The sequence below is a fragment of the Actinacidiphila glaucinigra genome (assembly GCF_900188405.1).
Lineage (GTDB): Bacteria > Actinomycetota > Actinomycetes > Streptomycetales > Streptomycetaceae > Actinacidiphila > Actinacidiphila glaucinigra.
Map to the genome: position 1 here is coordinate 208,800 of NZ_FZOF01000007.1, position 13,092 is coordinate 221,891.

Annotated in this window: 12 protein-coding genes; 5 read left to right on the forward strand and 7 right to left on the reverse strand. The window is 74.5% G+C overall.

Annotated elements, in window-relative coordinates:
* Nucleotides 1–5: 5 nt before the first annotated feature.
* Nucleotides 6–770: a GntR family transcriptional regulator gene (locus CHF15_RS16915; RefSeq protein WP_089224639.1), complete on the forward strand. Its 765-nt coding sequence runs from the start codon at nt 6–8 to the stop codon at nt 768–770.
* 25 nt (nt 771–795) lie between these two features.
* On the opposite strand, the gene CHF15_RS16920 is transcribed toward CHF15_RS16915, so the two are convergent.
* Together CHF15_RS16920 and CHF15_RS16925 are read right to left on the reverse strand one after the other, a co-directional pair.
* Entirely contained in the window at nt 796–2,418 is a 1,623-nt protein-coding gene (locus CHF15_RS16920) for an alpha/beta hydrolase (protein WP_245938875.1), read from the reverse strand.
* 221 nt (nt 2,419–2,639) lie between these two features.
* Nucleotides 2,640–3,797, reverse strand: a complete 1,158-nt coding sequence (locus tag CHF15_RS16925; RefSeq protein ID WP_089224640.1) for an ROK family transcriptional regulator — start codon at nt 3,795–3,797, stop codon at nt 2,640–2,642.
* A 128-nt stretch (nt 3,798–3,925) separates the two neighbouring features.
* On the opposite strand from CHF15_RS16925, the gene CHF15_RS16930 reads away from it, so the two are divergent.
* The 4 genes from CHF15_RS16930 to CHF15_RS16945 all read left to right on the forward strand — a co-directional run bounded on the left by CHF15_RS16930 (nt 3,926) and on the right by CHF15_RS16945 (nt 7,348).
* Nucleotides 3,926–4,372 carry a hypothetical protein gene (locus tag CHF15_RS16930; protein WP_089224641.1) on the forward strand — a complete coding sequence of 149 codons (447 nt, stop codon included), beginning with the start codon at nt 3,926–3,928 and terminating at the stop codon, nt 4,370–4,372.
* A gap of 178 nt (nt 4,373–4,550) precedes the next feature.
* Nucleotides 4,551–5,894, forward strand: coding sequence for a glycoside hydrolase domain-containing protein (locus tag CHF15_RS16935; protein ID WP_089224642.1), 1,344 nt, complete (start codon nt 4,551–4,553; stop codon nt 5,892–5,894).
* 112 nt (nt 5,895–6,006) lie between these two features.
* Complete coding sequence (ribB, locus tag CHF15_RS16940) at nt 6,007–6,657, forward strand: 3,4-dihydroxy-2-butanone-4-phosphate synthase (protein WP_220093298.1); 651 nt, start codon at nt 6,007–6,009, stop codon at nt 6,655–6,657.
* A 4-nt stretch (nt 6,658–6,661) separates the two neighbouring features.
* Complete coding sequence (locus tag CHF15_RS16945) at nt 6,662–7,348, forward strand: HAD family hydrolase (RefSeq protein WP_089224644.1); 687 nt, start codon at nt 6,662–6,664, stop codon at nt 7,346–7,348.
* Nucleotides 7,349–7,520: 172 nt separating this feature from the next.
* Here the strand turns inward: CHF15_RS16945 and mug are convergent, their stop codons facing one another.
* From mug to CHF15_RS16975, 5 genes are all read right to left on the reverse strand, one after another.
* Nucleotides 7,521–8,009, reverse strand: coding sequence for a G/U mismatch-specific DNA glycosylase (gene mug, locus CHF15_RS16950; RefSeq protein ID WP_245938876.1), 489 nt, complete (start codon nt 8,007–8,009; stop codon nt 7,521–7,523).
* Nucleotides 8,010–8,077: 68 nt separating this feature from the next.
* Entirely contained in the window at nt 8,078–9,511 is a 1,434-nt protein-coding gene (gene purB / locus CHF15_RS16955; protein ID WP_089224645.1) for an adenylosuccinate lyase, read from the reverse strand.
* Nucleotides 9,512–9,863: 352 nt separating this feature from the next.
* Nucleotides 9,864–10,634: an SGNH/GDSL hydrolase family protein gene (locus CHF15_RS16965; RefSeq protein ID WP_089224647.1), complete on the reverse strand. Its 771-nt coding sequence runs from the start codon at nt 10,632–10,634 to the stop codon at nt 9,864–9,866.
* A 37-nt stretch (nt 10,635–10,671) separates the two neighbouring features.
* Nucleotides 10,672–11,697 (reverse strand): hemolysin family protein, encoded by a 1,026-nt coding sequence (locus CHF15_RS16970; protein WP_089224648.1) that lies wholly within the window; start codon nt 11,695–11,697, stop codon nt 10,672–10,674.
* Nucleotides 11,694–13,064 (reverse strand): hemolysin family protein, encoded by a 1,371-nt coding sequence (locus tag CHF15_RS16975; RefSeq protein ID WP_089224649.1) that lies wholly within the window; start codon nt 13,062–13,064, stop codon nt 11,694–11,696. Before CHF15_RS16975 ends, CHF15_RS16970 begins: the two co-directional genes overlap by 4 nt.
* Between the last annotated feature and the right edge of the window lie 28 nt (nt 13,065–13,092).

Below are 13,092 nucleotides of genomic sequence, written 5' to 3' on the forward strand. Positions count from 1 at the left end.
ACAGGGTGGGGACCACGCAGCTCGAGAACGTGCCGGAGCCCAAGTACTGGCACCTCAAGACCGTCCTCGTCGACGCGCTCGACTCCGAGTTCGAGGTCGGTGAGATCCTCCCCAACGAGCGTGATCTCGCCGCCCGTTTCGGTGTCGCCCGGGCCACCCTGCGCCAGGCGCTGGAGCAGCTGGAGCTCGAGGGCCGCCTGCAGCGCCGCCGCGGCGTGGGCACCACGGTCGCCCCGCCCCGCATGGGCGTCTCCGTCGGCCCGTCGAGCGGCAGCTGGCCCGGGGCCACCGGTGACGCCTGGCGCACCGTGGGCTGCGTCGAGGCCGCCGCCCCGGCCGCCGTCGCGGACGTGCTCGGCACCGACGCCGACGAGGCGGTGCACACCGTCCGCCGGGTCCGCTCGATGGGCGGCCAGTCCGTCGCCACGGAGCTGCTCTACGTCCCCCGGGCCTCCGTTCCCGGCCTTCCCGGCGACCTGACTCCGGCCGACCACGCCCCCGCCGTCCTGCGGGAGTTGCACGCCGTCGAACTCGACGGCGACGACCGGGCCGTGGAGCTGGGGTCGGCCCGCGCCGAGGACGCCAAGCAGCTCGACCGGCTGCCCGGCGCCGCCGTGCTGGTCGTCACCACCCGCTACTTCAGCGGCGGACGCGTGGCGGCGGTGGCCGTCGCCACCTACCGCGCCGACACCTGCCGGCTGACGTTCGGCGACAGCGGCGCGATGGAGATCACCCACCACGGCCAGGAGCGGCACGCGGCCGCGTCGTGACCCCGGCGCCGCCCGTCCCGTCCGCTCAGTAGAAGCGGCCCGTGTTGGCGTCCTTGGCGCCGCCGCTGCCGGACGGCACGGGCAGCGGGTGCCCGGAGCAGCTGACGTCCCGGTCGCCCGCGGCGCCGGACACCAGGTAGCGGTCGACGCGTGCGGTGACGCACTCGTTCCAGAAGCTGATCAGGCCGTGCGAGCCCCGCCCCGCCTCGGTGATCATCCGTGAGCCCGGCAGCCTGCGGTGCAGCTCCAGCGCGCCCTCGTACGGCGTCGCCGCGTCCCGTTCCGACTGGACGATCAGCACCGGCGGCAGCCCCGACCCGGGGCGGGCCCCGACGTCCACCGCCCGCCCGCCCTCGACCGGCCACGAGGCGCAGGGCAGGTTGAGCCAGGCGTTCGCCCAGGTCTCGAAGGGGTGCTGCCGGGCGACCCGTGAGTTGTCGCGGTCCCACACGTTCCAGTCGCGCGGCCACCCCGCGTCCGAGCACTCCACCGCCAGGTAGACCGCCTCGCTGTTCTCCTCGTCCTTCGCCGCCCCGGGGTCGGGGGCGGCCGCGGCGATCAGCGGGTCGTCGTCCCCGCGCAGGTAGCGCGAGAGCAGATGGGCGAAGGAGACCCAGCGCTGGTCGTAGTACGCGGCCTGGACCGCCGCCGAGTGCAGTTCCCCGGCCCCCACCTTGCCGGCCGGGCGCTTGCCGAGCATGCGCATCGCCCGGTCGAAGTTCGCCTGCACACGGCCCGGCGTCCGGCCGAGGCCGTACACGGCGTCGTGCCCGGCCACCCAGGCGCGCCAGTCCGCCCAGCGGCGCTCGAAGGCCACGTCCTGGGCGAGGTTGGCGCCGTACCAGACGCCGCGCGGGTCGGGGTTGACGACGCTGTCCACGACCATGCGGCGCACGTGCGAGGGGAAGAGGGTGGCGTACACCGCGCCCAGGTAGGTGCCGTAGGAGACGCCGTAGTAGTTGAGGCGCGGCTCGCCGAGGGCGGCGCGGATGACGTCGAGGTCCCGCGCCAGGTCCGCGGTGCGCATGTTCCGCATGAGTGCGCCGCCCCGCGCTCCGCAGCGCTCGGCCTTGCGGCGGGCCTCCGCGCGCTTGGCGGCCTTCACCGCGGCGGTGGCCTGGCGCGGGTCGGCCCCGGGGGCGTGCGGGGTGGCCGCCGGGTCCTGGCAGGACAGGGGCGCGGAGTGGCCCACCCCGCGCGGGTCGAAGCCCACCAGGTCGTACGTCCTGGCCGCGGTCTCCCAGACCTTGCGGGTGACCGCCCCCACCCCGGGCCGGCCCACCGAGGGGAACCAGAGCCCCGACGCGCCGGGGCCGCCCGGGTTGAACACCAGGGATCCCTGCCGGACGGAGGCGGGGCCGGCGGCGCGCAGTCGGCTCACGAGCAGGCCGATCTTCGCGCCGCCCGGTTCCGTGTAGTCCACGGGGACCCGGACCGTGCCGCACTGCACCGGCGCCTTGAGTCCGCTGTCCGCCGGGCACGCCCCGAAGTCGATCCCGGTGGCCCCGGCCGCCCGGGCGGCCACCGAGGCCCCCGCCATCCGCAACTGCTCGGTGACCACGGGCTCCGGGAAGTGCGCGGCGGCCGGGGCGGTCGCCGCGCCGGCCGTCAGCACCACGGACACTGCCAGGACCACTGCTCGCCGCACGCGGACGCCCTTTCGCCGGCCGCGCCCGCCGGCGCGGCACGCTCGCCGATGCGACGGATCGTCGGCTGGTCGGACAACCCGGCAAAGCAGGCAGGCCGATGAGCCGTGGAATTTCGCCCGTATTGCCCTGGCCGGGTCCCGTGGCCCTGCCGCCTCGGGGACCGCCGCCTCCGTCCGCTGTCCCCGTCCGCGCCTCCGTTCGCGCTTCCGCCGCGCGCGGTTCAGCGGCCGAGCAGCGAGGTCCGGGCCACCGCGAACAACTGCTCCTCGACGTGGTCGAGCGCGAGCCGCAGTGCCCCCGTGGCGACCGCCTCGTGCCCCAGCGCCGAGAGCGCCACCTCCGGGGGCCGCAGGCAGTAGCGCGCCAACTCGGTGCGCAGCGGCTCCAGTACGCCGTCCAGCCCGGCCGCCCAGCCGCCGATCACGACCAGCTCCGGGTCGATGGCCTGCACCAGCGCCGCCACGTCGTGCACCAGGCGCTGCAGGAACCGGTCGAAGGCCTCCCGCGCCTGGACGTCCCCCGACCTGGCGAGCGCGAAGACCTCGGCCACCGCGGACTCGTCCAGCGGGTGCAGCGGCGTCCCCGTCGTGGACAGCAGCCGTTCCGGCCTCGCCTCGCGGCCCAGCAGGTGAAGCGCCCCGATCTCGCCCGCGGCCCCGCCGAAGCCGCGGTGCAGCCGGCCCCCGATCAGCGACCCTGCCCCGGGGCTGAGGCCCGCCAGCACGAACACCACGTCGTCGGTGCCGACGGCCGCGCCCTTCCAGTGCTCGGCGACGGCCGCGGCGTTCGCGTCGTTCTCCACCAGCACCGGGCAGCGGAACGACCGGCGCAACCGCTCGCCCAGCGGCAGCCCCGTCCAGCCGGGCAGCGCCGTGCTCAGCCGCACCGCGCCGTCGGTCTCCACGATCCCCGGGCTGCCCACACCGACCGCCCACAGAGTGCTGCGCGCCACACCGGCCTTGCGCAGCAGCTCGGCGACGGTGCCGCGGACCCGCTCCAGGCGCTCCTCGGCCGGCAGCGCGTCGGCGACGTCGTGCGTCAGCGAGCCGAGGACACGGCCGCTCAGGTCCGAGAGCAGCGCCCGGATCTGCCGGGCCCCGATCTCGACGCCCAGCAGGTGCCCCGCCTCCGCGTGGAAGCGGAACCTGCGGGCCGGGCGGCCCTGTTTGCGGGCGTCAGCGGGCTCCTGCGGCGCCTCCACCACCAGGCCCGACTCCGCCAGGCCCTCGATCACGCCCTCGACCGTGGGCCGCGAGAGCCCCGTCGTCTGCACCAGTTCGGTCAGGCTCACGGCGGGCTCGCCGCGCAGCGCGTGGAGCACCACCGCGGAATTGATCCGCCGGAGCAGGGACGGGTCCCCGCCGCTGAGCCGCCCCAACGTACGTCCTCCCTGCTCGTGCGCGTGTTGGCCGGATCGTACCCGTCCCGGCGGCCCGCGGCGAGTGGCACCGGCACAGGGTTACTGACTCGATGTCAAGTGTCACAGGCGCGGGGTTTACTGGAGCCATGGACCTGCCCGGCCATGTGGCCACCGTCGACGCGCTGCGCGCCCGCCCCTTCCCGGCGCGCGAAGAGCGCTCCGGCGCGGTCGAAAGCGGCCCCGGTTACCACATAGCGGACCTCCGGATCGCCGAGGAGTTCTGGGACGCCGACGGGGACCCGGCGGACAGGCGGCAGGCCGAGGACGACATGGAAGCCGAGTGCCAGGCGCTGGTCGAGGTGTTCACGGAGCGCTGGGGCGCGCCGGAGACGGTCGACCTCGCCGCCCACCTCGAACGCCTCGTCGAGGGCGAGCCGGTGCCGAGCCCGCTCCGCACCCTGTGCAACTACGCCCACGAGGCGTGGGCCTGGCGCGTCGACGGCCGCTGGATCGGGGTGTGCGTCGGGCAGTGGGACCGGGAGCTGCCCCTCCAACTCGTCGCCGCCGTCGGCGACGCCGCGTCCGTACCCTGACCGCGTCGAACCCCTCGACGCCCCGCCGCGCGCCCACTACCCTTTGCCCGGAACAGCCTGATGTGTCATCAAGCGCGACGACTCCCGCCCCGCGGGCCCGGCACACACGGCGCGCACCGCTGGCACGGCTGACACAGCGATCCCGGCGCCATGGCGCCGTGCCGTACCGGGGGCCGTCATGCCGAACCCGAACCTCCTGCGCCGTGCCGCGAGAAGACTCCTCGCCGCCTCCTCCGCCCTCGTCCTGGGCGGCGCCACCGCACTCGTCCTCGCCCCCGCCGCCTCAGCCGAGCCCGCCACCCCGGCGGGCTACCCCGCGGGGGCGAGCGCCACCCGGTACGCGGGGCTCGCCTTCGACACGTGCACCGCGCCGGCCCTGTCCACGATCCAGGCCTGGAACGCCTCCCCGTACCGCGCACTCGGCGTGTACATATCGGGCGTCAACCGCACTTGCGCCCAGCCGCAGCTCACGGCCGCCTGGGTCACCTCCGTGACCAGGCTCAAGTGGCGCCTGCTGCCGATACACAAGGGCCTGCAGCCGCCCTGCGGCGCCCGGCCCGGCGACGCCAAGATCAGCACCACCGCCGGCTCGGCGCGGACCCAGGGCACCAGGGCCGCCGCCGAGGCCGTCGCCGCGGCCAAGGCGCTGGGCATGCGGCCCGGCAGCGCCCTCTACAACGACATCGAGCACTACACCCAGACCGACGCCGCCTGCCGCACCGGCGTGCTCACCTATCTGTCGGCCTGGACGAAGGAACTCCACCGGCTGGGCTACGTGTCCGGCGTCTACATGAACCTCAACCTGGGCGCCAAGCAGCTCGCCGACGTCTACACCTCGGCCTCCTACGCCCGCCCCGACGCCCTGTGGATCGCCCGCTACGACGGCGCCGACACCCTCAAGGGCTGGAGCGGCGTCGCCGACGCCAAGTGGCCCGTCCACCAGCGCGCGAAGCAGTACCGCGGCAGCCACGACGAGACCTACGGCGGCGTCACCGTCAACATCGACAACGACCGGCTCGACGCGCCCGTCGCCACCGTCGCCCTCACCTACAGCGTGACGAGTTCCACCGCCCTCAAGGCCCGCAGCGGTCCCTCGACGGCCCATCCCGTCGTCACCACCCACCCGCCCGGTTCCTCCCTGAGCGTGGTCTGCCAGACCCCGGGGCTGAAGGTCAGCACCACGTCCGTGTGGGACAAGCTCACCGACGGCACCTATGTCAGCGACCACTACGTCAGCACCCCGTCGGCCACGGGCTACAGCGCCCCCCTGCCGCGCTGCGTCCTCCCGTACCAGGTCACGGCGACCGGCGGCCTCACCGAACGCAGCGGCCCGGGCACCTCCCACGCCGCCAAGGGCACCTCGCCGAACGGCGCCCTCGCCTGGGTCGTCTGCCAGAAGTCCGGCTCCAAGGTCGGCACGACCAAGATCTGGGACCGTTTCGACAACGGCCGCTACGTCTCCGACCACTACGTGGCCACACCCTCCGCCACGACCTGGAGCAAGCCCCTCCCGCGCTGCTGAACCCCGCACGGCGTCAAGGGGAAAGCCCGTTCGGCGTACGGGTTTCTCAAGTTCCCTCGTTCGGTCACCGATGCATCCCGCGGGGGGTGGATCCGACGAAGGGACGATTCCTGTGACGTCAGCATCGACGCCACGCCCGGCCACCGGCCTGGACACCGTGTCCGTCGCCGTCGACGACCTGAGGGCCGGACGGCCCGTCATCGTCGTCGACGACGAGGACCGCGAGAACGAGGGCGACCTGGTCATGGCGGCCGAGTTCGCCACCGCGGAGACCCTGGGGTTCTTCGTCCGCTGGACCAGCGGCCTGATCTGCGCGCCCATGGCGCCGGAGATCGCCGACCGCCTGGAACTGCCGCTGATGGTCCCGCCCCGTCCCGGCTTCGACACGGCGGCCTACACCGTCTCCGTCGACGCGGTCGGGGCCGGCTCCGGGATCTCCGCCGAGGACCGCGCGCTCACGGCGCGCACACTCGCCGGCGCCGCCACCCGGCCCGACCAACTGCACCGCCCCGGGCACGTCTTCCCGCTGCGGGCCCGCGCCGGCGGCGTCGCCGAGCGACGCGGCCACACCGAGGCCACCGTCGACCTGCTGCGGCTCGCCGGGCTGCCGCCGGTCGGAGTGATCAGCGAGGTCTGCGAGGACGACGGTTCGGTCGCCCGCTTCGACCGGCTGCGCGCCTTCGCCGACCGGCACGGCCTGGCGCTCATCTCGATCGAGCAGTTGTCGAACGGACCGCGCCTCGCGGACCCCGCGACGGTGTGACCGGATGACCCGAGCGACGATCTTCGACCTGGACGACACCCTGGTCGACAGCGCGGGCACCTGGGTCCGCGTCTGCGCCGCCTTCGCCGCCCGCCACGGTCACCCGTGGCGGGCCGAGGACACCGCCGCCCTGCACGGCAACGGCCGCTGGGCGGCGTACGTCGCGGGCCTGTGCGACGGCGCGGCCGAACCCTCCGAGGTGGTCGAGGCCTGCACCGACGCGGCGACGGGCGAGGTCGCCGCGGGGCGGGTCCCGGCGCTGCCCGGGGCCGTGGACCTGGTGCTCGAAGCCGGGCGCCACGGCCCCGTCGGCCTGGCCACGGCGAGCCCGCGCCGCTTCGTCCTGGCGGTGCTCGACGGGCTGGGCCTGTCGGGACGGCTGAGCGCCGTCGTGTGCGGGGAGGACGTGGCCCGCGCCAAGCCCGCGCCCGACCCGTACCTGCGCGCGGCCGCCGCGATCGGCGTCCCGCCGTCCCGCTGCCTGGCCGTCGAGGACTCCCCGAACGGCATCCGCTCGGCGACCGCCGCCGGCATGCGCGTCCTCGCCGTCCCCCGGGGCGGCATGACGCTGCCGCCCGACGTAGCCCACCTGCCCGCGGCCCAGGCCCCCACGACGGCTGCCGCCCTGCCGCTGCTGACCCGCCTGCTCGCGCCCCACCCCGGCCCGCTGGTGCACGAGGGCACGGTGTGAGGCGCCGCGGGACCGCGGCCAGGACATGGCGCGGCGCCGCCAGGTGCCGGGTGCCCGGGGGGAGTTCGAGCCCGGACGGGAGGGCGTACGCGGCCACCGCGCGCAGGTGGCCGAGGACCTCGGCGAAAGCTCGCGGGTCACCCGGTGGTCGTCGAGGAGGTCCAGCAGCGCGTCATTCCTGCGACGCGTCGCGGAGGCGTCCGAACTCCTCCGTCATGGCCTGCGTCGACCAACCGGCGTTCAGGCCGCTGGGGTTGGGCAGGACCCAGATCCGGGTGCCGCCGATCGTGCGGTCCTGGGGGCCGATGCGGGCACGCGGCTCGGTGAAGGCGACGCGGTAGGCGGTGACGCCCACCACGGCAAGCCAGCGCGGCTCGTAGCGCAGGACCCGCTCCGCCAGCAGCCGCCCGCCCTCAAGGAGTTCGTCGCGGGTCAGTTCGTCGGCGCGGGCCGAGGCGCGGGCGACGACGTTGGTGATCCCGAGCCCGGAGGCGAGGAGTTCGTCCTGTTCCGCCGGGTCGAGCCGGCGCGGGGTGAACCCGGAGGCGTGCAGCACCGGCCAGAAGCGGTTGCCGGGGCGGGCGAAGTGGTGACCGGTCGCGGCCGACATCAGCCCGGGGTTGATGCCGCAGAACAGCACCCGCAGGCCGTCCGCGATCACGTCGGGGATGACGCGGTCGCGGGCGGCCTCCAGCTCGTCCTGGGTGGGGCGGGTCCGCCTGACCGTGGTCAGAGGATGGCCCCGGGGGTGTAGGCGGCCGCCTGCGGGTACCGGCCGGCGACCTCGGCGATCCGGCGTACGACCTCGGCGACCTGGTCCGCGGCCGCACCCGTGAAGGAGAGGCGGTCGGCCATGAGGGCGTCCAGCCCGCCGCGGTCGAGCGGGATGCGCTCGTCCTCGGCGAGCCGGTCCAGCAGTTCGTTGCGCTCGGCGCCCTTCTCGCGCATCGCGAGCGCGGAGGCGACCGCGTGCTCCTTGATGACCTCGTGCGCCAGCTCGCGGCCGACGCCGGCCCGCACCGCGCCCATGAGCACCTTCGTGGTGGCGAGGAACGGCAGGTAGCGGTCGAGTTCGCGGGCGATGACGGCCGGGAAGGCGCCGAACTCGTCGAGCACCGTCAGGAAGGTCTCCAGCAGGCCGTCGAAGGCGAAGAACGCGTCCGGCAGGGCCACCCGGCGCACCACGGAGCAGGAGACGTCGCCCTCGTTCCACTGGTCGCCGGCCAGCTCGCCCACCATGGAGGCGTAGCCGCGCAGGATGACCGCCAGGCCGTTGACGCGCTCGCAGGAGCGGGTGTTCATCTTGTGCGGCATGGCGGAGGAGCCGACCTGGCCGGGCTTGAAGCCCTCGGTGACCAGCTCGTGCCCGGCCATCAGGCGGATCGTCTTGGCGAGCGACGACGGCGCGGCCGCCAGCTGCACCAGCGCGGTGACGGCGTCGTAGTCCAGCGAGCGCGGGTAGACCTGGCCGACGGAGGTGAAGACCTCGGAGAAGCCGAGGTGCGCCGCGATACGGCGCTCCAGCTCGGCGAGCTTGCCGGTGTCGCCGCCGAGCAGGTCGAGCATGTCCTGGGCGGTGCCGACCGGGCCCTTGATGCCGCGCAGCGGGTAGCGGCCGAGGAGGTCCTCGACGCGGGCGAAGGCGACGAGCAGCTCGTCGGCCGTGGTCGCGAAGCGCTTGCCGAGGGTCGTGGTCTGGGCGGCCACGTTGTGCGAACGGCCGGCCATGACCAGCTCCGCGTACTCGGCGGCGAGTGTGCCGAGCCGGGACAGGACGGCGACGGTGCGGTCGCGCACGTGCTCCAGGGAGAGCCGGATCTGCAGCTGCTCGACGTTCTCGGTGAGGTCGCGCGAGGTCATGCCCTTGTGGACGTGCTCGTGCCCCGCGAGGGCGTTGAACTCCTCGATGCGCGCCTTGACGTCGTGCCGGGTGACCTTCTCCCGCTCCGCGATGGAGGCCAGGTCCACCTGCTCCAGCACCCGCTCGTAGTCCGCGAGTGCCTGGTCCGGAACCTCGATCCCCAGGTCCTTCTGGGCCCGCAGCACGGCCAGCCACAGACGGCGCTCCAGCACCACCTTCTGCTCGGGGGACCACAGGGTGGCGAGCTCCGCGGAGGCGTAGCGGCCGGCCAGGACGTTGGGGATGCGGGGCTTGGAAGTCACGTAGCGAGATTCTACTGCGCGTCGGCGCAGGTCAGCGCGCCGCACCGGTCTATGCGCGTAGCGTACTGGGGCGCCAGGGAGAGCGCGGTCGGGTCCAACGGTTGGCGGGCCGACCCCTGGGCGCCGCCCGGAAAGGCGACGACGCAGATCGTCGGGCTCTGCCTTTCCGCCGTGAGAACCCTGCGCTGGACGGCGACGGCCGTCGTCTTCTGCCTCATCGCCATCGGCGCCCGTTCGGCGACCCGTCACGCCTGGCGCAAGGCCCGGGGCCCGGGCGAACCGCGGACCGCCCGCCTTCCCGGCGGCAACCTCCGCCCCGGGAGGTCCTGGCGCCGCCGACGTCGGCGTTCGCTCAGAGCTCGAACGGTACGAGCTCCGCGCGCTTGGGCGGCAGGCCGTCGCCGGAGGAGCGGCCGGTGAGGCGGCGGCCGATCCACGGGACGAGGTGCTGGCGCGTGAAGCGCAGGTCGGCCGCGCGGCGGGCGGGCCACGAGACGGGGAGGGAGTCCGGCAGGGCCTCGGTCCAGTCGAACTGCGCGGTGTGCCCGAGGGTCTGCCAGACCGCCTCGGTGACCCGGCGGTGGCCCTCGCCGTCCAGGTGCAGCCGGTCCTCGGCCCACAGGCGCGGGTCGCCCAGCACATGGGCGCCGTACAGGTCCACCACGAGCGCGCCGTGCCGGGCGGCCAGGTCGTCGACGAAGCCGAACAGCTCCTCCATGCGCGGCAGGAAGCGCACCGCCACCGGGCCCCGGCGGGCCGGGCTGCGCATCAGCACCAGTTGCCGGCAGGCCGGCGCCAGCCGTTCCACGGCCTCCTCCAGCAGCGCGCACACCTTCGGCACGTCGCACTTGGGCCGCAGCACGTCGTTGAGCCCGCCCACCAGGGTGATCAGGTCGGCCTCCATGGAGGCGGCGGTCTCGACCTGCTCGTCGACGATCTGCTGGATGAGCTTCCCGCGCACCGCCAGGTTGGCGTAGCGGAAGCCCGGCGCGTGGGCGGCGAGCCGCCCGGCGAGGAGGTCGGCCCAGCCCCGGTAGGAGCCGTCGGGGAGCGCGTCGGACATGCCTTCGGTGAAGGAGTCGCCGAGCGCGACGAAGCTGGTGTGGGTGGCGTTCATCTGCATGGCGGGCGAGATCCTACCGGCCCCGCGGAGCGCCGCTTCAGGCGGCCGGTGCGTGGCCCACGAGCTCCTTCAGCACGTCCTCCATGGTCACCAGACCGAGGCCGCGGCCCTGGTCGTCGACGACCGCCGCCAGGTGCGCCCCGCTGGCCCGCATCGCCGCCAGGACGTCGTCCAGCGGGGTGGCCGCGCCGACCCGGGTGATCCGGCGCAGCGCGCCGCGTGGGAAGGGCTGGTCGTGGCGGCTGGGGCCGAGCGCCAGGGCGTCCTTCACATGGAGGTAGCCGAGGATGCGGCAGGTCTCGTCGGTGACGGGGAAGCGCGAGAAGCCGGACCGGGCGGCCAGGCGCTCCAGCCCCGCCGGGGTCGTACCGAAGCGCGCGGAGACCACGCGCTCCCACGGGACGACGACCGCGCGGACCGGACGGCGCCCCAGCTCCAGGGCGTCCTGCAGGCGGATGGCGGCCCGCTCGTCCAGCAGCCCGGCCTGACCGGCGTCGGTCACCATCCGGGCCAGCTCGTCGTCCGAGAACACCGCCGCGACCTCGTCCTTCGGCTCGACCCGCAGCAGCTTCAGCAGCCCGTTCGCGAAGGCGTTCACCGTGAAGATCACCGGGCGCAGCGCCCGCGCCAGGGTCACCAGCGGGGGGCCGAGGACCAGCGCGGTGCGCTCCGGGGCGGCGAGCGCGATGTTCTTGGGGACCATCTCGCCGAACAGCATGTGCGCGTACGTGGCCAGGGTCAGCGCGATGGCGAAGGACAGGGCGTGGATCGCGCCCTGCGGTACGTGCAGCAGGTGGAAGAGCGGCCCCAGCAGGTGCTCGATGGCCGGTTCCGCCACGATGCCCAGCACCAGCGTGCACAGCGTGATGCCCAGCTGGGCGGCGGCCATCAGCGGCGACAGGTGCTGCAGCCCCCACAGGACGTGGCGCGCGCCGCGCTCCCCGGCCTCCGCGCGGGGCTCGATCTGGCTGCGCCGGACGGAGATCATCGCGAACTCGGCGCCGACGAAGAAGGCGTTCACGACCAGGGTCAGCGCCCCGATGAACAGCTGCAGGAAGATCATCGCGCGTCCGCCGTCCCGTCGTCCGCGCCCCGCGCCCGCGTCGCGAGACCGTTCTGCGCGCGGGGCGCCGGGGAGATCAGCCGTACGTGCGCCGCGCGGTGGTGCGAGTCGTCGGTGACCTCGACCATCCAGCCGTTGACGTCGACGGTGTCGCCGGTCGCCGGGATCCGTCCGAGCCGCTCGGCGACCAGGCCGGCCAGCGTCTCGTAGGGGCCGTCCGCGATCCTCAGGCCGATGTGCGCGAGCTGGTCGGTCCGTATGGCCCCGTCGGCGTCGTAGACGCGGCGGCCGGTGCGGTCCTGGTGGATGAAGGCCAGGTCGGGGGTCTCCATCGGGTCGTGCTCGTCGCGGACCTCGCCGACGACCTCCTCCACGATGTCCTCCAGGGTGACGACCCCCGCCGTGCCGCCGTACTCGTCGATGACGACGGCCATGCTCATCGAGCCGGACAGCCGGTCCAGCAGCCGGTCCACGGTGAGCGACTCGGGGACCGGCACCGGCTCCCGCAGCAGCGGGGTGATCGGGTGGCCCTCCCGGCGTTCGTAGGGCACGGACAGGACGTCCTTGATGTGGACGATGCCGATCACGTTGTCCAGGCCGCCCCGGTGGACGGGGAAGCGGGACAGCCCCGTGGCGCGGGTGATGTCGGCGACGTCCCGGCAGGTGGCGCCCTCCTCCAGGGCGACGACCTGGACGCGGGGGGTCATCACGTTCTCGGCTGTCAGCCGGGCCAGGCTCAGCGTCCGCACGAACAGCTCGGCGGTGTCGGCCTCCAGCGCGCCGGCGCGGGCGGAGTGCCGGGCGAGGGCCACCAGCTCCTCGGGGCTGCGCGCCGAGGCCAGTTCCTCGGCGGGTTCCATGCCCAGGCGGTGCAGGACCCGGTTGGCGGTGTTGTTCAGGTGGCGGATCAGCGGGCCGAAGGCGGCGGTGAAGGCGGTCTGCGGCGGGGCGACGGCCTTGGCCACCGGCAGCGGGCGGGAGATCGCCCAGTTCTTGGGGACGAGCTCGCCCACGACCATCAGCACCACCGTCGAGATGCCGGTGCCGAGCACCAGGCCCAGCGACGCGGCCCCGGCGGCCGACATCCCCAGCGCGCGCAGCGGTCCCGCCAGCAACTCGGCGATGGAGGCCTGCGCCAGCATGCCGATGACCAGTCCCGTGACGGTGATGCCGAGCTGGGCGCCGGACAGCTGCACCGTCAGGCTGCGCACGGCCCGCAGCGCCGCCGGGGCGCCGCGCTCGCCCGCCTTCTCGGCCCGTTCCAGGTCGGTGCGCTCGACCGTGGTCAAGGAGAACTCCGCGGCGACGAAGACGGCGCAGGCCAGCGTCAGCAGCAGGGCGACGGCCAGGAGCAGCACTTCGGTCATCGGGACACCTCGGTCCCATGATCGGTCA